Genomic DNA, 19,789 nt, shown 5'->3' on the forward strand with positions numbered 1-19,789 from the left:
CTCCGCGATCTGCCGGGCCAGCTCTTGGGGTTGTCGATATCTGACAGATTTCATCCACGCATGGCGTGGATCTACCAACCGTCACCGGAAATCTGTCGGGGGCGGGGCGGTGTGGGCTTGCAGGACCGTTGGCGCCATGGATGGCGCCATCGAGCCCCCATGGACGGGTTTACGGCGTGTCCTGCAAGCCCACACCGCCCCGCCAAACCACGGATCACCCCAGAGCCGGCTGTTGCTGTTGCTGTTGCTGTTGCCAGGGTTGCCCGCCAGCGGCCGGCACTACAGCAGGCGCCGGGTGCAACCCGGCCGAACCCCTGCCGGGGTAAACTAGCTGGATGGCTTCCCGTCCTGCGCACGACCTGCTCCGCCGCGTCTTTGGTTACGACGATTTCCGTGGTCCGCAGCAGGACATCGTGGAGCATGTGGCTGCCGGTCACGATGCCCTGGTGCTGATGCCTACCGGCGGCGGCAAATCACTGTGCTACCAGGTGCCCGCCCTGCTGCGTGACGGCTGTGGCATCGTCATCTCGCCGCTGATCGCGCTGATGCAGGACCAGGTCGAAGCCCTGCGCCAGCTCGGCGTGCGCGCCGAATTCCTGAACTCGACCCTGGACGCCGAAACGGCCGGCCGGGTCGAACGCGAACTGCTCGCCGGTGAGCTCGACATGCTCTATGTCGCTCCCGAGCGCCTGCTGACCGGCCGCTTCCTGTCGCTGCTGTCGCGCAGCCGGATCGCCCTGTTCGCCATCGACGAAGCCCATTGCGTGTCGCAATGGGGCCACGACTTCCGCCCCGAATACCGGCAGCTGACCGTCCTGCACGAGCGCTGGCCGGAGATTCCGCGGATCGCCCTGACCGCCACCGCCGACCCGCCCACCCAGCGCGAGATCGCCGAGCGCCTGGACCTGGCCGAAGCACGTCACTTCGTCAGCTCCTTCGACCGCCCCAACATCCGCTACACCGTGGTGCAGAAGGACAACGCCCGCAAGCAGCTGGGCGATTTCCTGCGCAGCCATCGCAGCGAGGCCGGCATCGTCTACTGCATGTCACGGCGCAAGGTGGAGGAAACCGCCGAGTTCCTGTGCACGCAGGGGTTCAATGCCCTGCCCTACCACGCCGGCCTGCCCGCGGAAGTGCGTGCCAACAACCAGCGCCGTTTCCTGCGCGAGGACGGCATCGTCATGTGCGCGACCATCGCCTTCGGCATGGGCATCGACAAGCCGGACGTACGCTTCGTCGCCCATACCGACCTGCCCAAGTCGATGGAAGGCTACTACCAGGAAACCGGCCGCGCCGGTCGCGATGGCGAAGCCGCCGAGGCCTGGCTCTGCTACGGCCTGGGCGATGTGGTGCTGCTCAAGCAGATGATCGAGCAGTCCGAGGCCAGCGAGGAGCGCAAGCAGCTGGAGCGGTCCAAGCTCGACCACCTGCTGGGGTACTGCGAATCGATGCAGTGCCGCCGGCAGGTGCTGCTGGCCGGTTTCGGCGAGACCTATCCCAAGCCCTGCGGCAATTGCGACAACTGCCTGACCCCGCCGGCGGCCTGGGATGCCACCATCCCCGCGCAGAAGGCGTTGAGCTGTGTATACCGCAGTGGCCAGCGCTTCGGCGTCGGACACCTGATCGACGTCCTGCGCGGCAGCGAGAACGAGAAGGTCAAGCAGCAGGGCCACGACAAGCTGAGCACCTACGCCATCGGCCGCGACCTGGACGCGCGTACCTGGCGCAGCGTGTTCCGCCAGCTGGTGGCCGCCAGCCTGCTGGAAGTGGACAGCGAGGGCCACGGTGGCCTGCGCCTGACCGATGCCAGCCGCGATGTGCTGACCGGTCGCCGCCAGATCAGCATGCGCCGCGATGCGGTCAGTGCCAGCGCCGGGCGCGAACGCAGCGCGCAACGCACCGGCCTGTCGGTGCTGCCGCAGGACCTGGCCCTGTTCAATGCGCTGCGCGGCCTGCGCGCCGAGCTGGCGCGCGAGCAGAACGTGCCGGCCTTCGTGATCTTCCACGACAGCACCCTGCGCAACATCGCCGAACAGCGCCCGACCTCGCTGGACGAACTGGCCCGGGTCGGTGGCATCGGCGGCACCAAGCTCAGCCGCTATGGCCCGAGGTTGGTCGAGATCGTGCGCGAAGAGGGGTGACCCCGGTAGTGCCGGGCCATGCCCGGCGGCCCGCATATCGACCGCGCTTCACGCTCGCCGGGCATGGCCCGGCGCTACCAGGCTGCGCGATTGCGCACCCTTGCCCGGCTCAAACCTTGAACCACCCGTTCAGCCGGATGTGCATGTCCGCTCACTTGCCGCTAGATTAGCGCCATGTCCCTCGCCTCGACCCTGCTCCGTGTCGTGCTCATGCTCAGCCTGTTGCTCAATGGGCTGAACGCGGCCATGGCCAGCGGGCACGAGGACATGGGCCGCATGGCCCATGCGATGGCCTCGGCGATGACCGATGAAGGCGACGCCGACTGCCACCACCACGCCGGCATGACGGCCGACGAGGCGCCGCAGGCTAAGGCCCCCGCGCACGACGCACACTGCCAGATCAAGGACTGCGTGCGCAGCTGCGCCCAGCACCCGCTGCTGGCGGTGCAGGCACTGCCTGTCCTGACCAGTCCCGGTCTTTCCCTGACCCCGCAGCCGATGCCTGCCAATGGCCGCCCGGCACCGCCGCTGCCGCCGATCTCACGCCCTCCCATCGGCTGATCCAACACGCCTCGTGCGCGCTGCGCACTGAAGCCGGCCCTGCGCTGGCGTCTTTCCGTGTTTGGAGTCACCACCATGAGTACCCGTATTCCTCCCGGCCCGGGCGCTGTGCCCATGCCGTCGCGCCGTCTTTTCGTACAGGGCATCGCCGCTGGCGGCGTGGTCGCCGGCATCGCCGCGGCCGGCATCCCGCAGCGCGCGCTCGCCGCCGCTTCTGCCACGCCACGCCTGGCCGGCGCACCTTCGGTCATCAGCGATACCCGCGTCGAACTGGCGATCGGCGAGTCGCTGGCCAACTTCACCGGCCGCACCCGCCCGGCGATCACCGTCAACGGATCGCTGCCGGCACCGATCCTGCGCTGGCGCGAAGGCCAGACCGTGGACCTGTTCGTGCGCAACACGCTCGGCCAGCACCCTACTTCGATCCACTGGCACGGCATCCTGCTGCCGGCCAACATGGATGGCGTGCCGGGCCTGAGCTTCAACGGCATCGGCCCTGGCGAGACCTACCACTACCACTTCGACCTCAAGCAGTCCGGCACCTACTGGTATCACAGCCATTCGCTGTTCCAGGAACAGGCGGGGCTGTACGGCGCGCTGATCATCGACCCGGCCGAACCGGCGCCGTACCGGCATGACCGCGAGCACGTGATCATGCTGTCCGACTGGACCGACATGGATCCCGGCGCGTTGTTCCGGCGCATGAAGAAGCTCGCCGAGCACGACAACTACTACAAGCGCACCCTGCCCGACTTCCTGCGCGACGCCCGTCGCGATGGCTGGTCGGCCGCGCTGTCCGACCGCGGCATGTGGGGCCGGATGCGGATGACGCCCAGCGACATCTCCGACATCAACGCGCACACCTACACCTACCTGATGAACGGGACCGCGCCGGCCGGCAACTGGACCGGGCTGTTCCGCAGTGGCGAAAAGGTGCTGCTGCGTTTCATCAACGGTGCGTCGATGACCTACTTCGACGTGCGCATTCCCGGCCTGAAGATGACCGTGGTCGCCGCCGACGGCCAGTACATCCATCCGGTCAGCATCGACGAGTTCCGCATCGCCCCGGCCGAAACCTACGACGTACTGGTGGAACCCAGCGGCCAGGATGCCTTCACAATCTTCTGCCAGGACATGGGCCGCACGGGTTATGCCGCCGGCACCCTCGCCGTGCGCCATGGGCTGCAGGCACCGATTCCCGCGCGCGATCCGCGCCCGTTGCTGACGATGAGCGACATGGGTCATGACATGGGCGGCGGTAGCCACGGCGGCCACGACATGGCAGCAATGAAGGGCATGGAAGGCGGCTGCGGTGCCAGCATGGGCCACGGCGCACATGGCGGCGGCGAGACCGCCAGCAAAGCGCCAAAGCATCCGGCCAGCGAGCGCAACAATCCGCTGGTGGACATGCAGAGTTCGGCCACCGAGCCCAAGCTGGACGACCCCGGCATCGGCCTGCGCGACAACGGCCGCCAGGTGCTGACCTATGGTGCGATGCGCAGCCTGTTCGAAGACCCCGATGGCCGCGAGCCCGGCCGCGAGATCGAGCTGCACCTGACCGGCCACATGGAAAAGTTCTCCTGGTCGTTCGACGGCATTCCCTTCGCCGGCGCCGAACCGCTGCGCCTGAACTACGGCGAGCGCATGCGCATCGTGCTGGTCAACGACACCATGATGCAGCACCCGATCCACCTGCATGGCGTATGGAGCGACCTGGAAAACGCGCAGGGTGAATTCCAGGTGCGCAAGCACACCATCGACATGCCGCCCGGTACACGCCGCACCTATCGCGTACGCGCCGATGCCCTCGGCCGATGGGCCTACCACTGCCACCTGCTGTACCACATGGAAGCAGGCATGATGCGCGAAGTGAGGATCGAAGAATGAGCCGTTCCCTGCTTGCCCCAAGCCTGTTGACCCTCGGCCTGTTGGCCGCGCTGCCCGCATTCGCGCAGTCCCATGCCGGCCATGACATGACCGCACACGCGCCTCCTGCCGATGCCACACCAGCGGCCGACGTGGATCATTCGAAGATGGACCATTCGAAGATGGATCACGGTGCGATGGACCATTCGAAGATGGACCATGGCGCGATGGATCACTCGACAATGGGCCACGACACACCCGCGCCGACGCAGCCGCGCGAGCCGATACCTGTCCCCACCGATGCTGATCGTGCGGCCGCGTTCCCCCCCATCGCGCATGGTGCGATGGAGCACGCCCCGGAGATCCACAGCCTGCTGCTGATCGATCGCCTGGAGCACTGGGATGGAAAGAACGGCAACGGCCAGGCCTGGGAGGCCAGCGGCTGGATTGGCGGCAACATCAACCGTCTGTGGCTGCGCACCGATGGCGAACGCAGCGAGGGCCGCACGGAATCATCAGGCGTGGAAGCGCTGTACGGGCGTGCAATTTCGCCGTGGTGGGACGTGCTGGTCGGTGTACGCCAGGACTTCCGCCCCGCCGATTCACGCACCTGGGCGGCGATCGGCATCCAGGGCTTGGCGCCGTACAAATTCGAAAGCTCGGCCACGCTGTATGCCGGTTCCGGTGGCCAGTTGATGGCCAAGGCCGAGATCGAATACGACGTGCTGTTGACCAACCGGTTGATCCTGCAGCCCCTGCTGGAAGCGACCGTGGCCAGCAAGGACGAACCGGAGCACGGCATCGGCCGCGGCCTCAACAAGGTCGAAGCCGGCCTGCGCCTGCGCTACGAGTTCAATCGCCGCTTCGCCCCGTACATCGGCATCAGCCACGAACGGACTTTCGGCGATACCGCCGACTATGCCGGCGACCATGCACGCGACACACGCTGGGTCGCCGGCATCCGCATGTGGTTCTGAGCAGCCGATCATGAGCAGCAGCCAGCCCCGGTAGCCGCCGGGGCCGGCTACACTGCCGCACGTTCCATTGCAGGCTGCACCATGTCGTTGCATATCCGCCGCGCCACCCTGGCCGACGTCGACGCGTTGTCGGCGATCGCCATCGCGACCTATACCGAAACCTGGGGCGATTCCTATCCGCCGCAGGATCTGCACGCGTTCCTGCAGGATCACTACGGCACCGAGCCGCAGCGAGCGGAACTGTCCGACCCGCGCAGCGCGGTGTGGCTGCTGCTGGAGGGTGAGACGGTGGTGGGCTATCTGGCCGCCGGTGCCAACACCCTGCCGCATGCCGAAGCACGCGAAGGCGACATCGAACTGAAGCGGCTGTACATCCTGGCCAGCCACCAGAACGGCGGCCACGGCGCGCGCCTGATGGATGCCTTCATGACCTGGCTGGACCAGCCGCAGCGCCGCACCCTGTGGGTGGGCGTGTGGGAAGAGAACTTCGGCGCGCAGCGCTTCTACGCGCGCTACGGCTGCAGCAAGGCCGGCGAGTATGACTTCATCGTCGGCGACAGCCGCGACCGCGAGTTCATCCTGCGCCGGCCCTGAGCCGCGTCCCTGTAGCGTCGAGCCAGGCTCGACGCCTGTCCTGGTAGATGCCGACCTTGGTCGGCGCGCCCCAAAGAGCAAAGTCGAGCAAGGCGCGACGCTGCTACCTAGAAGTCGAACAACTCCGACAGGAAGCTTTCCTTCTTCTTTTTCTTGTAGCCCTGGCTGTACTGGCCACGGTTGTCATCATGGCGCTGGCCGAGATGACGGGTGTCGCGATGCATCACCGGCGGCGGAGCGGCCTGCGGTTGCACAGGCGCGGGCGCTGGCGGCGGCATGGCGGCACCTGCACCGTCAGTGGCGCGCTCGATGATCTTGTCGAGTTCGCCACGATCCAGCCATACGCCACGGCAGCTCGGGCAGTAGTCGATCTCGATGCCATGGCGCTCGGCCATCTGCAGGGTCTGGGTCTTGCACACGGGGCACAGCATTCGCATTGCTCCTGTCGGTCTGGCCTCGACTGTACCTGTCTGCGGATGACTGTGCGGCAACGCATGACCGATGGCACAGGGACTTCCGGCGCGTGCCACCACGTCCGCCGCCCTGCAGACTGCCTCGCGACCTCGCTGCAAGGAATGCATGTGACTGCCCGTGACTCGATTCCCACAGGCGTCCGCCTGTTGCTGGTGCTGCTTGGCGTTGGCCTCGGCCTGAACGTGCGCGACATCAGTGCCGCGCTGGGCGCGCCGATTCCCGCCCTGCCCATGCCCTACGGTGGCAGCCTGCTGGACAACGCGCTGGCGGTGCTGGTCGCACTGCTGCTGGCCACGCTGCTGCGCCCCCGCGGAGTGGGCCTGCTGGCCAGCCTCGGCCTGCGCGGAAACGGCCTGCGTGGCCCGTTGTGGGTGCTGCTGGCCAGCCTGCCGTGCTGGCTGGGGCTGGCCCTGCTGGGGATGCCCAACACGGCGCTGACGACGCTGGACGCCGCGATGCTGGCCGTGCTGTTCCCGCTGGCCGAAGAAGTGCTGTTCCGCGGCCTGGGCTTCGTGCTGCTGGCGAAGATCGTACGCGGCCCCTGGCCGTTGCTCGCGCTGCCGCAGGCCCTGCTGTTCGGCATGGTGCACTGGCTGGGCTTCGGCGGCTTCGACGGCGGCGGCGTGGCCCTGTTCATCGGCGTAGTGATCGCCTTCGGCGGCTTCATCTTCGCCTGGCTCGACCACCTCGACGGCAATACCCTGTGGTGCGGTCTGGCCCTGCACGTGTCGATGAACCTGGCGTGGAATGTGTTCAGCCTCGACGACGCCGTTGCGCTGGGCTGGCAGGCCACCAGCCTGCGCATCGGCACTGCACTGCTGGCGGTGGCAGCGCTGGCCTGGCATGTACGCCGCCAGCGCAGCAATCCGCTGTAACGCCCACTTAGCTGATCCTGCACGCGGGGCTCACTGGGGGCTTGCGCATACTTGCGCGCCTTTCATGCCCTGCCGTCCGGAGTTGTTGCGTCATGCTGCTGTCCAAGCGCCACGTTGAACCACGCGTCCTGCTGATCGAAGACGCCGAGGAAACCCGTGAACTGAGCCGGATGGCGCTGGAGAGCCAGGCCTGCCACGTCGCAGGCGTCAGCAGCGCCGAAGCCGCGCTGGGCCTGCTGGCCGCCGGAGAGCGCTTCGACCTGATGTTCACCGACGTCAATCTCGGCCTGGTCAGCGGCATCGAGGCCGCCAACCGCGTGCGCAGCCTGTATCCGCAGCTGCCGATCCTGGTGACCTCCGGCATGGACCAGCATGCCGTGCTGCCGCAACTGCACGACGGCATCCATTTCCTGCCCAAGCCCTACAACATGAGCGAGCTGCTGGATGCGATCCGGCTGTGCTTCCGCCATGCCGCCGATGCCGCGCTGATGCCGGCGCCGCAGGCGAGCGCGGCCTGAGGCCGCCATCCACGCATGGCGTGGATCTACGGCGATGCGCACCGTTGCGTGAACGGAAAATGCTGCCAGTAGATCCACGCCATGCGTGGATGGAGCCGGCCGTCAGCCGCCGGTATACGGTCCTTCGCCCGGGAGTACCTGCAGCAGCGCGCGGGTGATCACGCGCGGATACACCGTGAGATGGTCTTCGCCATCCATCACGATGTTCTCCACCTGCAGCTTGCGACCGCTGCGCTGCAGCTGACCGGCGAAGTCGGCGCTCTGCCGCAGCATGTCGTTGCCCGTTGAATAGCGTGGCCCCGGCTTGACCGTCTCGTAGCCGCCCACCGACAGCAGCACGCGGATGGGCTGTGAAGGCATCAGGGCGGCATCCTGCATGCGCGGCAGCAGGCCCTGGTCGAACCACAGCGACGGACTGGACAGGATGTAGGTGCCGAACATGTCGGGCTGGGTCGTCAGCACGTAAGCACCAAACAGCGCGCCATAGGAATGACCCGCAAACACGCGCCGGGCCGGATCGGTACGGTAGCGCGCATCGATCATCGGCAGCGCGTGGTCAGCCAGGAAGTCGCGGTAATGGGCCGCGCCGCCATAGGTGACGTCATCGCTGTAGTAGCCGGCAGGGGTGCGCACAGGATCACTGGGGGTGTAGTCGCGCGAGCGGCTCTGCTTGGAGGTCAGGCCTTCCTGCGGCGGCAACCCGACCAGGATGAAATCCTCGATGTTGACGCCCTGCTGCCCCACCAGGTTGCGCACGCTGCGCACCAGCGGAAAGCTGTACAGCGCATCGGTCACGTACACCACCGGATAACGCTTCTGCGGATGCGCCGCGTAGCCGGCAGGCAACGCCACCCACAGGGCATAGTCGCGCCCGATCGGGTCATGCACGCGCAGTGACTCGGTATCGGGCAGCACAACGCCTGGCACGGCGGTCGCGCTTTCCCTGGCTTCCTTCTGCGTTGCCGGCGGCGCCACCGACATCGCGCACCCTGCCAAGGCCAGGCAGGCCAGCACACTCCATCCACGCACACGCTGCATCCGCGCTCTCCTGTTGCGGGCGGCGCGCCCAGGTGGCGCCGCTGATGCATCCTCACACACCGCGCTGTTGCGCGCCAAACCTCTCAAGGCGACGCAGGCGGCGGTACCGGGAACAACGTACGCAGACCCTGCAGGGCGGCCGGGTGGTAGATGGTAGCGTGGGTCTCTTCCGGCAGCGGCTGGTACTTCACCAGCGTTGCCGGCGATGCCTGCTGCAGCACCGCCGCCAAGCGTGCGCTCGACGCAGCCAGTTCCGGCTGGCCACTGCTGGCCAGGAACAGCCGCGCGCCGCTGCGCGCAACCGACGGCACCTGCTTGCCTGCGCCAGACAGCAAGGCGCCGTGGTTCCACCACAGGCTGGGGTCCAGCGCGATGTAGCTGTTGAACAGGGTGGGTTCCTGCAGCAGCGTTTCGATCACGAACAACCCGGCCAGCGATTCACCGATCAGTGCCCGCTCGTCGGTGGTCGCATAACGCTGGCGTATCTGCGGCATCAGTTCATCGCGCAGGAAATCACGGTACGCCGCCGAGCCACCGATGCGTGGCGCGATCTTCTGGTCCTCAGGATTACGGCTCGGGCCGGTCATGTCGCGGCGGCGCTCGGTGTTCTCGATGCCGACCAGCAGGAACGGGCGCATGCTGCCGTTGCCGGTCAGCACCTGCACCAACCCGGCCACGTGCAGGAAGTCCTCGCCGATGCCGCCGTCGGGCATGTACAGCACCGGCAGTGGCGTCTTCGGGTCCAGGCCCCACGGCTGCGGGCGGTAGACGTTGATGCGGCGGGCTTCGCCCAGTGCCTTGGACTGGAGGGTGAAGGTCTCGCCGATGACCAACGGTGAGGCGATCGCCGGCGGAGGCGCCGGTTCGGCGGCCATCAGCGGCGCGGCGGAGACACAGGACAACAACAGTGACAGCACGATCAAGCGCATTGGGCGCCCCATCCAGCGAAAGATGCCGAGCATAGCGCCCGGACGCGCGCAGTGGCGCCTGCCAGATGCGTAGATCCACGCCATGCACGGATGACTTGCCGTGACTCGCGCCCGGGCACGGCCCCCATACCGCGCGTGCACCGCCATGTGTCGTGTTTGAACCGCCAAGGACGCCACTATCGTCGCACCTGCACCGAAATGCGGTGGGTACAACTGGAACGCACAGAGGACATTGATAGCGAAAGTGAAGCCAGCTTTACACGCGCTGGTTCACGGCAGATGCATCGCAGTGTGCGGTTTGCGGCATCTTCCAGCGCGATCAACCAGACGCGGAAACGAATGCGTCGTGTACTGACGCTTGCTGCGCAAGTCAGGCCTGCGCCACCATCGTCGCGCGTCTGGATTCCGCATGTCCTTGCGGAGATTTCTGATTGAAATCCAAGCGCAGGCGTAAACACCATGCTGCGCCACCGACAACGGGTGGCACCGGGCCTGCAAGCCCGTGATGAGGTTATCGCTTGTTGTTTGCGCTCACCCGTCGGCACTGTCTCCGGACCGTGCCGGCGGGTGATCCGTCGGCCTTTATGGCGGGCGGTGCGTGGGGGCCTTCGTGCCCGCCGGTCAATGGCGATACTTCATCCCGGCTTGCAGCCACGCACCGTCCGCCACCCGCCTCACGCGGTGGCACTCTCACCCCAGAGCCGAGGAAGCCGAGATGACCGAAGGTCCGCCCTATCCCTCATATGCCGCCAGCGTCAACGACGACGATGACAACCCTGCGCCCGAACTGAGCACGTTCCTGGGCTGCCTCGAACGCATCCGCGCGGGCGAAGGTGCAGACGGCCAGCCCTGGCCTGATACCAGCCTTCCCGCAGGGCGCAGGGTGGCACTGTCACGCGTGGAGCGCGCGGCCGTCGGCATGCTGACCGTGGCAGAGATGCTGCACGCCGCCGATCGCTGCCGATCAATGGCAACGCCGGACCGGCATCTGGATGACGGCGTGGTCGAAGGGCTGTTCTTCGCCTTCCGCGGGCTGGCGGAACTGGTGTGCCGGGATATCCGGCCTGAGTAGCAACCCCGCACCATAATCCAGCCATACTCGGACCGGGCCCGTTCCGGGTTCCATCGACACTGACACAAGGAGGTTCGCATGTTGAATGCCATGATCATTGCCGCGCTGGCCGCAAGCCCGGCCGCTTCCGTACCATACGCCGACTGCCTGCTCGGCAACATCCAACCCGGGCTGTCCGACCGTGCCGTGCAATTGGTGCAGCAGGCGTGCGCCGCAAAGCACCCCGACAGCTTCACTGCCTCGCTGGAACTGGAGCGCAATTACAGCGCCCAGCGGCAAGCCCGGTTCGACGCAGAGCGCGCCGCAGTGGAGCGTGCTGCGAATGCTGCCGCCAAGGTAGAGGCAGAGCGCGAGGCGGCCCGTTCCCAGGGCGCGAAGTCCAGGTAGGACCTCAGGTTCTGCAACAAAAAAGGCACCGCTTGGCGGTGCCTTTCTGGATGACCGAGGTCATGGCCTGCAATGGTGGGCCGTGATGGATTCGAACCATCGACCAAAAGATTAAAAGTCTTCTGCTCTACCGACTGAGCTAACGGCCCATGCAAGGCCCCTGCCTTTCGGCGGGGTGGGCATTCTACCGTACTTTTCCGGGTGGGGTGAAGCCGGGGATCTACCAGGCTGCCAGCCAGCGGCGGGCACTGCCCCGGCTGCGGGCCTCTAAACCTTTCCGTCACCCGCCGCATCTCACCTGCGACCCTGCCCCGGAGCGATGGATGCGCCTGCCACTGCCGTTGATGCTCGCCCTGCTGCTGCCGTTTGCCGCCGCTGCGGCATCGCCTGCACAGGTGCGGACCGAGGACATCGGCCGCTTCTGGGCTACTTACGATGCGGTGCTCACCGAGCCCGATGCCGCGCAGCGTGTGGCCCTGGTGCAGCAGCGCTATATCGAGCCCGGCAGCCCTGGCCTGCATGCGCTGATGAAGGTGCGCAACTACACCGCCGCCGAATACGAACAAGCAATGCTCGCCTGGCCGCGCTTCTGGGCCTCGGTGCGGCCGCTGACCGCCAACGCCCGGCAGGCCAGCGCTACGCTGGAGCGGGATCTGGCTGTGTTCCGTAAGCTCTACCCCGCCCTGCGCCCGGCCAGCATCACCTATGCGGTGGGCGTGCTGCGCACAGGCGGCACCACGCTGGGCAACCAGGTGCTGATCGGCGCGGAGATGGCACTCGGCGATGCAAGCGTGGATGTCAGCGAACTGCCGGAGCCGTTGCGCAGTCGCCTGCGGATTTTCTATGACAGCGCGCCGGGCGCGAACAACGCGCAGAACAACCTGCATGAGTACGTGCACACCCAGCAGCGCGAGACCACCGGATCGCTCGCGCAATATGCGGTCCGCGAGGGCGTGGCCGAGTACATCGCCGAGCGGATCAGCGGTCGCCGCCCGGCACTGCCGCTGTACACCTATGGCCCGTTGCACGAATCGGAGATCCGCGCTCGCTTCAGAGCGGAGATGGATGGCGATGCGCTGGACAACTGGCTGTACAACAGCGCCCGTAATGCGTTCGGGGTGAGTGATGTGGGGTACTACGCGGGTTACCGCATCGCGCAGGAGTACATGCGGCAGCAGCCGGATGAGCAGGCGGCGATCGCACGGATGATCGAGCTGGATTACAGCGATCCGGTTGCGGTGCGCGGTTTCATTGAAGCATCGGGTTGGCTGCAGCAGCGGTAGCGCAGGGCCGCGCGCGGCGGGTCAGGCGGTGCGAACCAACGGTTCGCACCCACCGGGGTAGCCGGGCAGCGGTAGCGCCGGGATAGGGAGTGCGAACCAACGGTTCGCACCCACCACCCACCGGGCGCGGTCAGGCGTACAGCGTCGGGTCGGGCACGCCGGCATCGGCGAAGCCCTGCGCGCGCAGGCGGCAGGCATCGCAATGCCCGCAGGCCGCGCCGCTGGCATCGGCGTTGTAGCAGGACACCGTCAGGCCGAAGTCCACGCCCAGTCGCACGCCTTCGCTGACGATCTGGCCCTTGCTGAGGAACTGCAGCGGCGCATGCACGGTGATGCCCGCGCCTTCCACGCCCGACTTGGTCGCCAGGTTGGCCAGCGCCTGGAAGGCGGCGATGAATTCTGGGCGGCAATCCGGGTAGCCGGAGTAGTCCACGGCGTTGACGCCACAGAAGATGTCGTTGGCGCCAAGCACTTCGGCCCAGCCCAACGCCAGCGACAGCATGATGGTGTTGCGCGCCGGCACGTAGGTGACCGGGATGCCCTCGCCGCCCGCCTCGGGCACGTCGATGTCGTCGGTCAGCGCCGAGCCGCCGATGCTGCGCAGGTCCACGTCCACGGTCTTGTGCACGATCACCCCCTGGGCCTTGGCCACGCGTGCGGCGGCATCCAGCTCGGAGGTGTGGCGCTGGCCGTAACGCACGCTCAGGGCATGCACGGCGAAGCCCTGTTCCTGGGCCATGGCGATGACGGCGGCTGAATCCATGCCGCCGGAGAGAAGCACGACTGCCTTCTTCATGGGTAAATCATCCGGTTGGGGGAGAAAGCCAGCACGCTGTCCCGCGCCGGAGCTACATCAGGAAACGCTGCGCCGGCTCATCGGCCCGGCTCGTCGTTCCACAGGATTTTATGCAACTGCATCTGGAAGCGCACCGGCAGCCGGTCTTCCACGATCCAGTCGGCCAGCTGGCGGGCAGTGATTTCGCCCTTGCTGGGTGAGAAGAACACCATCGTGCGCTGCACCAGCTGGTGTTCGGCGACCATGGCCTTGGCCCAGTCGTAGTCTTCGCGGTTGCAGATCACGAACTTGATCTGGTCACGCGTGGTCAGCAGCGGCAGGTTTTCCCAGCGGTTGCGCGCGACCTCGGCCGAGCCGGGGGTCTTGATGTCGACCACGCGCGACACGCGCGGATCGACGGCGCTGACGTCCAGCGCACCGGAGGTTTCCAGCGACACGTCGAGGCCGGCATCGCACAGCTTCTGCAGCAGCACCAGGCAGCGCTTCTGCGCCAGCGGCTCGCCGCCGGTCACGCAGACGTGGCGCACGCCCTGGGCCTGCACGTGGGCCACGATATCGTCGATGTCCCACCAGGTGCCGCCGTGGAAGGCGTAGGCGGTGTCGCAGTACTGGCAGCGCAGCGGGCAGCCGGTCAGGCGCACGAACACGGTCGGCCAACCGGCGGTATCGGCTTCGCCCTGCAGGGAGGTGAAGATCTCGGTGATCTTCAGGCGCGGCAGAGGCGACTGCACGATCTCGCTGGGCGTGGCGACGGCGGCGGACGGGGCAACGGCGGTCATGGCAGGGACTTCTTGGTGGGACACGTGGCGGGTGGGCTACCGTGGCCGGTAACGAACGCAGCCGAGCATGGCTCGGCTCTACAACAGCAGCCGGTCGGGTAGGGCCCGGCGGGTAATGCAAGCCGCCGGGCATGGCCCGGCGCTACCGGATCCGGACGGGTTTGCCGACCCGGAAACGAAAGCAGCCGAGCAAGGGCTCGGCGCTACGGGGAACACATTGTACGCCCGGTCAGCGGATCAGCGGATCTGATTGCCGAGGCGGATCGACTGCAGGCGGTCCTGCGCGGTACGCGCGGCATCCGAGCCCGGGTATTGCGCCACGACGCTCTCCAGCGTCTGCTGGGCCTGGTCGACCTTGCCCTCGCCATACTGCGAGAGCCCGATCTTGAGCAGGCCACCTGCGGCCTTGTCGTGGGTGGGATAGCGCGAGAGCAGTTCGCGGAACTGGGACTCGGCCATCGGGAAATTGCGGGTGGCGTAATAGCTTTCACCCAGCCAGTACAGCGCATTGGGGGCGTAGACACCGTTCGGGTACAGCTCCAGGAAGCTCAGGAACAGCTGCGCCGAATCATCGTACTTGCCCGCCTTCAATGCGTCGAAGGCCACGTTGTAGGACGTACGCTCGTCACCGGTGACGGCCAGGCTGCCCGGGTCACCATGGACGGAAGGCGGCCGCTCGGAAGTGGCCGCCGCTGCGGGTTTTGCCGGGGCTGCAGGAGCCTTCGGTGCGCTCGCCGGAACCGCAGGCAGGGCCGGGGCGGCAGAGCCCCCTTCCAACCGGTTCAGGCGGCTGTCCAGATCCAGGTACTGATCCTGGGCGGTCTGCTTGAGCTGGGCGTTGTCGTGCTGGAGTTGCTCGATCGAGGCCTGCAGGCTGGTGACCTGCTGCCGCAGCTGATTGATCTGGTTCAACAGGTCCTGGTTGGCACTGTTGTTGTACATCTGCTGCTCGAGCGAACCGACGCGGTCGGCCAGGCTCTGACGTTGTGCATGCGCCGGTGCGGCAGCCACGAGGGCTGCCGCAACGACCAGCATCAGTTTGATGCCAAGGCGCATGGATTACTGCGCGGTGTAGACGATTTCGACGCGACGGTTCTGCGACCAGCAGGACTCGTTCGACTCGGTGCAGACCGGACGCTCTTCACCGTAGGACACGACGGTCAGCTGCGAAGCCGAGCCACCGTTGGCCTGCAGTGCCGAGTTGACGCCGTTGCCACGACGCTCGCCCAGGGCCTGGTTGTACGCGCGCGAACCGCGCTCGTCGGTGTGGCCCTGCAGGGTGATGCGCGAGGACGGACGGTCACGCAGGTACTTGGCGTGGCAAGCCATGATGGCCTGGAATTCCGGCTTCACGTCTTCCTTGTCCAGGTCGAAGTAGACAACGCGCTGGCGCAGGCAGGCATCGGTGTCCAGGTCGCCCGGGCCGTACAGGCCGGAGGTGGACGGACCGGTCGGGGTGGTGGTCGAGGTGCCGGTATCGACCGGAGCCGGGGCTTCTTCCTTGACCTTCTTCGAGCAACCGGCCAGGACGGCCACAGACAGCAGGGAAACAAGCAGAACGCGGGTGGACTTGTTCATGGCGATACCTTTGTGGCTCCTAAGCCGATGAGGGGTTCAATACAGAGAAAATATTAACACTCTTTTAGCGCTGGGTACGGTAGGGGGACCATGCCGGCTCGCGCACATCACCGTCTGCCAGAACCAGGCGCTGGCGCACGCGCGCATCGGCCGAGACGGCGTACAGCACACCACGACCACCCTCGCGGGCGGCATACAGCACCATGCTCGCGTTGGGCGCGAAGCTCGGCGACTCGTCCAGCGAACCCGGCGACAGCGTGCTCCAGCGCGGCGAACCCAGCGAGCTGTCCATCACCGCGATCTTGTAGCTGTTGCCCGAACCCTGGGCAACGGCGATCTTCTTGCCGTCGTAGGACACCGAGGGCTTGGCGTTGTAGTTGCCCTGGAAGGTCACGCGCTCGGCGCTGCCACCACCGGCACCGACCTTGTACACCTGCGGACGGCCGCCGCGGTCGGAGGTGAAGTACACCGCGCTGCCGTCCGGCGCCCAGGTCGGCTCGGTATCGATGGCGAAGTGGTTGGTCAGCTGGGTCAGCTGCTTGCTGCCCAGATCCATCACGTAGATTTCCGGGTTGCCCGAACGCGACAGGGTCAGGGCCAGCTTGCGACCGTCCGGCGAGAACGCCGGGGCGCTGTTGATGCCGCGGAAGCTGGTGACCAGCTCACGGGCGCCGGTGGAGATGTTCTGGATGTAGATGGCCGAGTTGCCACGCTCGAAGCTGACGTAGGCCAGCTTGTTGCCATCCGGGCTCCACGACGGCGACAGCAGCGGCTCGGCCGAACGGACGATGGTCTGCGGGTTGAAGCCGTCCGAATCGGCCACCATCAGCGCGTAGCGCATGGCGTCGCCCTTGCCGCTGGCGGTCACGTAGGCGATGCGGGTCCAGAAGGCACCACGGACACCGGTGATCTTCTCGTAGATGGCGTCGGCCATCTGGTGGGCAACATCGCGCATGGCATTGCCACGTGCGGTCATCGCCAGGCCCAGCAGGCGCTCGCCCTTGGGCACGTCGAACAGTTCGTACTCGACGCGGTAGGCGCCGGCACCGGCGTCCATGACCCGGCCGACGACGATGTAGTTCTGCTTCAGCGCGCGCCAGGTCGGGAACTGGATCTCGCCACCGCGGGTCGGCTTTTCGACGATCTGCGCTTCGGGCAGCGTGCGGAACTGGCCCGAACGTTCGAGGTCGGCACGGACCACGCCGGCGACGTCGGTCTGCGGAGCACCGGCTGCACCCTGGTAGGGCATCGGCACGATGGTGATCGGGAGGGCGGAGGCATTGCCGCCGATGATGTCGATATCCAGCCCCTTCTGCTGCGCGACGGCAGCAAAGGGCAGCAACAGGGCCGCAAACACGGCAAGCCAGCGAGGCATCTTCTTCATGGAGCGCTCAAATAGGGGGAACCGGAACGAGGGATAACAAAACGGCAGTGAACCGCTTCGCAATCATGAACCAAGGGTACGTGAATTCCTGGTCAGTGCCAGCCGGGTCTCTCACATGCCGTTAACGTCGCGGCCACCTTTCGTGCGAATGACGCGTCCCAAGCATGGCGTGGACGGGCCCGTACGATCCAGAGCTAAAGGCGTCATCGGATGACGGGACAGCCCCAAAGGGCCGCCCTGCCCCCGCGCCTCAGCGATCCTGGGCGGTGAACGTGAAGTTGATCGTGCGTGCGAATACCTGCTCGAAACCGCGGTACGGCAGCGGCTGGGCGTTGAGCACGGCGGCCTCGATCGAGCGCTTGCCGGCCTCATCGAACGGGCAGCCGGCGCTGACCGTGGCGCTGCGGACGGTACCGCCCGGCAACTGGTTGATGGTGATCTGGCAGCGTTGGCCCAGCGGCACGCTGTCCGGACGCACCCACTGCGCCAGCACCTTGGCCTGGATGGCCGCCGCGTACTTGGCAGACAGATCATCACTGCTGCCACCACCACCGGCAGCCGGCTGTGCGGCACCACTGGCACCAGCAGCGGCCGTGCCTGCGGCATTGCGCGCGGCGGCGACCTGGCGCAGCTTCTGCTCGGCCAGCTTGGCTTCCTTCTCTGCCTGCTCACGGCGGGCACGGATGTCGGCGATCTTCTTCTGCTTCTCGGCCTCGGCCTTGTCAGCGGCCAGGCGCTCCTGCTCGGCCTGCTTCTTCTTGGCGTCCGCCTCCTGCTGCTTGGCCAGGCGCAGCTTCTGCTCGGCCTCTTCCTGGCGCTTGCGCTCGGTCAGGTCGATCTGCTCCTGGCGGCGCTTGGCTTCCTGCTCCTGCTTGGCCTTTTCCTGCGAGATCGCCAACGCGCTGACCGCGTCCTGGTCCTTGGTATCGGGCTGCGCCACGCGCTCCTGCGCCTGTTGCTGCTGCGGCGTCGGTGCGTCCTGCGGGCGCGGCTCTTCAATCGGCTGCGGCGGCGGGATGGTGTCTTCCGGCACCGGGATCGGTTCGGCCACCGGCGGCGGCAGGTCTTCCAGCTTTTCCGACTGGCGCAGGGCCTGGCGGGCGGCGGCGGCTTCGGACGCGGACAGCGCCAGGCTGGCCTCGACCGAGGGATCGCCTGCGGCGGCATCGGTATTGCGCTGCGGTGACCACAGCCAGGCGCCGATGAAGATCAACGCGACCAGCAGGTGCACCAGCACGGCCAGCACCAGCGGCTGGCCCCAGCCGGGTTCCTGCTTGTGCGGTGGCGGCAGGGCGTCAGCGTGCATCGGTGGCCAGGCCTACCTTGTCCACGTTGGCGCGCTTGATCACGTCCATCGCCGCGATGACCTTTTCATAGGCCACGGCACGGTCGGCGGCGACGATCACGCGCACTCCCTTGTCCTGCGCGGCGATGCCGGACAGGTGGCCCTGCAGTTCCTCGGCAGTGACGGCCGTGGGTTCCTTGGCGTCGGGCAGCTTCAGGCTGAGCTGGCCGTCCTGGCGCACCGAGACGATCACCGGGTCCTGCTTGCTTTCCAGCGCCTTGGCGTTGGAATTGGGCAGGTCGACATCGAAGCTCAGGGTGAGCAGTGGCGCGGTGACCATGAAGATGATCAACAGCACCAGCATGACGTCGATATAGGGAACGACGTTGATTTCCGATTTCAGCTTGCGACGCTTGCGGCGACCGATGGCAGCGGACATGGCTTGGACTCCCGGGTCTGGCGCTTACTCGTCGCCAGCGCTCTGGCGCTGCAGGATCGAGCTGAACTCGTCGGCGAAGGTCTCGAAACGCACCGACATGCGCTCCACGCGGGTGGTGAAGCGGTTGTAGGCCCATACCGCCGGGATCGCCACGAACAGGCCGATGGCGGTGGCGAACAGCGCTTCGGAGATGCCCGGGGCGACGGCGGCGATACCGGCCTGGGCGCCGCTGCTGATCATGTCGTGCATGGTCACCATGATGCCGAACACGGTACCGACCAGGCCCACGTACGGGGCGGTCGAGCCGATGTTGGCCAGCAGTTCCAGGTTGCGCTCGAGCTGGTCGACTTCGCGGGTGTAGGTGGTGCGCATGGCGCGCTGGGCACCTTCCAGCTGGGCACGGCCATCCAGCCGGCGCTTGTCGCGCAGGCGGGTGTACTCGCGGAAACCGGCTTCGAAGATGGCTTCCAGGCCGCCGACATTGCGGCTGCGGTCGGTGGCCGAGCTGTACAGCTTGCCCAGGTCGGCACCGGACCAGAAGCGGTTCTCGAACTCGTCGGCTTCGCGGGTGGCCTGCTTGAAGATGCGGGCCTTGCGGAAAATGATCACCCAGCTGACGAACGAGCCGACCAGCAGCGCCAGCACGATGATCTTCACCGGCAGGCTGGCCTTGGCCATCAGTTCGAGGTAGTTGATGCCGCCGCCGGTGGTGGCCTGGGCAAGGGTCTGGGTCGCGGCATTGCTGACGTCAGCCGGCAAAGCCTCGGTGACCGTGGCCTGCAGGGCCAGGAGCGTTGCGATCATCCGTTGTTC

21 protein-coding genes and 1 tRNA gene are annotated in these 19,789 nt (G+C 66.7%); 10 read left to right on the forward strand and 12 right to left on the reverse strand.

Annotated features, from left to right (window positions below):
- Positions 1–335 precede the first annotated feature (335 nt).
- From recQ to LMF57_RS15415, 5 genes are all read left to right on the forward strand, one after another.
- Positions 336–2,141 (forward strand): DNA helicase RecQ, encoded by a 1,806-nt coding sequence (recQ, locus tag LMF57_RS15395; RefSeq protein ID WP_229290160.1) that lies wholly within the window; start codon positions 336–338, stop codon positions 2,139–2,141.
- 174 nt (positions 2,142–2,315) lie between these two features.
- Positions 2,316–2,702 carry a CopL family metal-binding regulatory protein gene (locus LMF57_RS15400; RefSeq protein WP_229290161.1) on the forward strand — a complete coding sequence of 129 codons (387 nt, stop codon included), beginning with the start codon at positions 2,316–2,318 and terminating at the stop codon, positions 2,700–2,702.
- Between the two features lie 75 nt (positions 2,703–2,777).
- Positions 2,778–4,589, forward strand: coding sequence for a copper resistance system multicopper oxidase (locus LMF57_RS15405; protein WP_229290162.1), 1,812 nt, complete (start codon positions 2,778–2,780; stop codon positions 4,587–4,589).
- On the forward strand, positions 4,586–5,545 hold the full coding sequence (locus tag LMF57_RS15410) for a copper resistance protein B (protein ID WP_229290163.1): 960 nt from the start codon (positions 4,586–4,588) through the stop codon (positions 5,543–5,545). Before LMF57_RS15405 ends, LMF57_RS15410 begins: the two co-directional genes overlap by 4 nt.
- 81 nt (positions 5,546–5,626) lie before the next feature.
- The gene (locus LMF57_RS15415; protein WP_117311139.1) at positions 5,627–6,139 is read left to right on the forward strand and encodes a GNAT family N-acetyltransferase; all 513 of its coding nucleotides are present in this window, start codon (positions 5,627–5,629) and stop codon (positions 6,137–6,139) included.
- Between the two features lie 107 nt (positions 6,140–6,246).
- Here LMF57_RS15415 and LMF57_RS15420 read toward each other — a convergent pair whose 3' ends face one another.
- Complete coding sequence (locus LMF57_RS15420) at positions 6,247–6,570, reverse strand: zf-TFIIB domain-containing protein (protein ID WP_117311141.1); 324 nt, start codon at positions 6,568–6,570, stop codon at positions 6,247–6,249.
- 150 nt (positions 6,571–6,720) lie between these two features.
- Between LMF57_RS15420 and LMF57_RS15425 the strand changes: the two genes are divergently transcribed.
- Both LMF57_RS15425 and LMF57_RS15430 read left to right on the forward strand, forming a co-directional pair.
- Positions 6,721–7,488, forward strand: a complete 768-nt coding sequence (locus LMF57_RS15425) for a CPBP family glutamic-type intramembrane protease (RefSeq protein WP_229290164.1) — start codon at positions 6,721–6,723, stop codon at positions 7,486–7,488.
- A 92-nt stretch (positions 7,489–7,580) separates the two neighbouring features.
- Complete coding sequence (locus tag LMF57_RS15430; protein WP_025874652.1) at positions 7,581–8,006, forward strand: response regulator; 426 nt, start codon at positions 7,581–7,583, stop codon at positions 8,004–8,006.
- A 102-nt stretch (positions 8,007–8,108) separates the two neighbouring features.
- Here LMF57_RS15430 and LMF57_RS15435 read toward each other — a convergent pair whose 3' ends face one another.
- The gene (locus tag LMF57_RS15435; protein ID WP_229290165.1) at positions 8,109–9,044 is read right to left on the reverse strand and encodes an alpha/beta hydrolase-fold protein; all 936 of its coding nucleotides are present in this window, start codon (positions 9,042–9,044) and stop codon (positions 8,109–8,111) included.
- An 83-nt stretch (positions 9,045–9,127) separates the two neighbouring features.
- Entirely contained in the window at positions 9,128–9,973 is an 846-nt protein-coding gene (locus LMF57_RS15440; RefSeq protein WP_229290166.1) for an alpha/beta hydrolase-fold protein, read from the reverse strand.
- 715 nt (positions 9,974–10,688) lie between these two features.
- Here LMF57_RS15440 and LMF57_RS15445 point away from each other — a divergent pair.
- Complete coding sequence (locus tag LMF57_RS15445; RefSeq protein WP_229290167.1) at positions 10,689–11,045, forward strand: hypothetical protein; 357 nt, start codon at positions 10,689–10,691, stop codon at positions 11,043–11,045.
- Between the two features lie 78 nt (positions 11,046–11,123).
- Positions 11,124–11,432: a hypothetical protein gene (locus LMF57_RS15450; RefSeq protein ID WP_229290168.1), complete on the forward strand. Its 309-nt coding sequence runs from the start codon at positions 11,124–11,126 to the stop codon at positions 11,430–11,432.
- A 73-nt stretch (positions 11,433–11,505) separates the two neighbouring features.
- Here the strand turns inward: LMF57_RS15450 and LMF57_RS15455 are convergent.
- Positions 11,506–11,581: transfer RNA gene (locus LMF57_RS15455), tRNA-Lys, on the reverse strand.
- Between the two features lie 174 nt (positions 11,582–11,755).
- Between LMF57_RS15455 and LMF57_RS15460 the strand changes: the two genes are divergently transcribed.
- Positions 11,756–12,715: a DUF2268 domain-containing putative Zn-dependent protease gene (locus tag LMF57_RS15460; RefSeq protein WP_229290169.1), complete on the forward strand. Its 960-nt coding sequence runs from the start codon at positions 11,756–11,758 to the stop codon at positions 12,713–12,715.
- Between the two features lie 130 nt (positions 12,716–12,845).
- On the opposite strand, the gene queC is transcribed toward LMF57_RS15460, so the two are convergent.
- The 8 genes from queC to tolQ all read right to left on the reverse strand — a co-directional run bounded on the left by queC (position 12,846) and on the right by tolQ (position 19,780).
- Positions 12,846–13,511, reverse strand: a complete 666-nt coding sequence (gene queC / locus LMF57_RS15465) for a 7-cyano-7-deazaguanine synthase QueC (protein ID WP_025874665.1) — start codon at positions 13,509–13,511, stop codon at positions 12,846–12,848.
- 77 nt (positions 13,512–13,588) lie between these two features.
- Positions 13,589–14,290, reverse strand: coding sequence for a 7-carboxy-7-deazaguanine synthase QueE (gene queE, locus LMF57_RS15470; RefSeq protein WP_229290170.1), 702 nt, complete (start codon positions 14,288–14,290; stop codon positions 13,589–13,591).
- A 237-nt stretch (positions 14,291–14,527) separates the two neighbouring features.
- Positions 14,528–15,346 carry a tol-pal system protein YbgF gene (ybgF, locus tag LMF57_RS15475; protein ID WP_229290171.1) on the reverse strand — a complete coding sequence of 273 codons (819 nt, stop codon included), beginning with the start codon at positions 15,344–15,346 and terminating at the stop codon, positions 14,528–14,530.
- Positions 15,347–15,349: 3 nt separating this feature from the next.
- Complete coding sequence (gene pal, locus LMF57_RS15480; RefSeq protein WP_025874668.1) at positions 15,350–15,868, reverse strand: peptidoglycan-associated lipoprotein Pal; 519 nt, start codon at positions 15,866–15,868, stop codon at positions 15,350–15,352.
- A 64-nt stretch (positions 15,869–15,932) separates the two neighbouring features.
- Positions 15,933–17,252, reverse strand: a complete 1,320-nt coding sequence (gene tolB / locus LMF57_RS15485; RefSeq protein ID WP_132824659.1) for a Tol-Pal system beta propeller repeat protein TolB — start codon at positions 17,250–17,252, stop codon at positions 15,933–15,935.
- Between the two features lie 250 nt (positions 17,253–17,502).
- Positions 17,503–18,558, reverse strand: a complete 1,056-nt coding sequence (gene tolA / locus LMF57_RS15490; protein WP_088100991.1) for a cell envelope integrity protein TolA — start codon at positions 18,556–18,558, stop codon at positions 17,503–17,505.
- Positions 18,548–18,976: a protein TolR gene (gene tolR / locus LMF57_RS15495; protein WP_025874671.1), complete on the reverse strand. Its 429-nt coding sequence runs from the start codon at positions 18,974–18,976 to the stop codon at positions 18,548–18,550. Before tolR ends, tolA begins: the two co-directional genes overlap by 11 nt.
- A 24-nt stretch (positions 18,977–19,000) precedes the next feature.
- Positions 19,001–19,780, reverse strand: coding sequence for a protein TolQ (gene tolQ / locus LMF57_RS15500; RefSeq protein WP_025874672.1), 780 nt, complete (start codon positions 19,778–19,780; stop codon positions 19,001–19,003).
- Positions 19,781–19,789 lie beyond the last annotated feature (9 nt).

It is taken from the genome of Stenotrophomonas sp. SI-NJAU-1, from assembly GCF_020883215.1.
In the GTDB taxonomy this organism is placed as follows: Bacteria; Pseudomonadota; Gammaproteobacteria; order Xanthomonadales; family Xanthomonadaceae; genus Stenotrophomonas; species Stenotrophomonas indicatrix.

Excerpts from the sequence above, each read along its gene's own strand:
- recQ (WP_229290160.1), top strand. The coding sequence starts at position 336 with ATGGCTTCCCGTCCTGCGCACGACCTGCTCCGCCGCGTCTTTGGTTAC.
- LMF57_RS15400 (WP_229290161.1), top strand. The coding sequence starts at position 2,316 with ATGTCCCTCGCCTCGACCCTGCTCCGTGTCGTGCTCATGCTCAGCCTG.
- LMF57_RS15405 (WP_229290162.1), top strand. The coding sequence starts at position 2,778 with ATGAGTACCCGTATTCCTCCCGGCCCGGGCGCTGTGCCCATGCCGTCG.
- LMF57_RS15410 (WP_229290163.1), top strand. The coding sequence starts at position 4,586 with ATGAGCCGTTCCCTGCTTGCCCCAAGCCTGTTGACCCTCGGCCTGTTG.
- LMF57_RS15415 (WP_117311139.1), top strand. The coding sequence starts at position 5,627 with ATGTCGTTGCATATCCGCCGCGCCACCCTGGCCGACGTCGACGCGTTG.
- LMF57_RS15420 (WP_117311141.1), bottom strand. The coding sequence starts at position 6,570 with ATGCTGTGCCCCGTGTGCAAGACCCAGACCCTGCAGATGGCCGAGCGC.
- LMF57_RS15430 (WP_025874652.1), top strand. The coding sequence starts at position 7,581 with ATGCTGCTGTCCAAGCGCCACGTTGAACCACGCGTCCTGCTGATCGAA.
- LMF57_RS15435 (WP_229290165.1), bottom strand. The coding sequence starts at position 9,044 with ATGCAGCGTGTGCGTGGATGGAGTGTGCTGGCCTGCCTGGCCTTGGCA.
- LMF57_RS15440 (WP_229290166.1), bottom strand. The coding sequence starts at position 9,973 with ATGCGCTTGATCGTGCTGTCACTGTTGTTGTCCTGTGTCTCCGCCGCG.
- LMF57_RS15445 (WP_229290167.1), top strand. The coding sequence starts at position 10,689 with ATGACCGAAGGTCCGCCCTATCCCTCATATGCCGCCAGCGTCAACGAC.
- LMF57_RS15450 (WP_229290168.1), top strand. The coding sequence starts at position 11,124 with ATGTTGAATGCCATGATCATTGCCGCGCTGGCCGCAAGCCCGGCCGCT.
- LMF57_RS15460 (WP_229290169.1), top strand. The coding sequence starts at position 11,756 with ATGCGCCTGCCACTGCCGTTGATGCTCGCCCTGCTGCTGCCGTTTGCC.
- queC (WP_025874665.1), bottom strand. The coding sequence starts at position 13,511 with ATGAAGAAGGCAGTCGTGCTTCTCTCCGGCGGCATGGATTCAGCCGCC.
- queE (WP_229290170.1), bottom strand. The coding sequence starts at position 14,290 with ATGACCGCCGTTGCCCCGTCCGCCGCCGTCGCCACGCCCAGCGAGATC.
- ybgF (WP_229290171.1), bottom strand. The coding sequence starts at position 15,346 with ATGCGCCTTGGCATCAAACTGATGCTGGTCGTTGCGGCAGCCCTCGTG.
- pal (WP_025874668.1), bottom strand. The coding sequence starts at position 15,868 with ATGAACAAGTCCACCCGCGTTCTGCTTGTTTCCCTGCTGTCTGTGGCC.
- tolB (WP_132824659.1), bottom strand. The coding sequence starts at position 17,252 with ATGAAGAAGATGCCTCGCTGGCTTGCCGTGTTTGCGGCCCTGTTGCTG.
- tolA (WP_088100991.1), bottom strand. The coding sequence starts at position 18,558 with ATGCACGCTGACGCCCTGCCGCCACCGCACAAGCAGGAACCCGGCTGG.
- tolR (WP_025874671.1), bottom strand. The coding sequence starts at position 18,976 with ATGTCCGCTGCCATCGGTCGCCGCAAGCGTCGCAAGCTGAAATCGGAA.
- tolQ (WP_025874672.1), bottom strand. The coding sequence starts at position 19,780 with ATGATCGCAACGCTCCTGGCCCTGCAGGCCACGGTCACCGAGGCTTTG.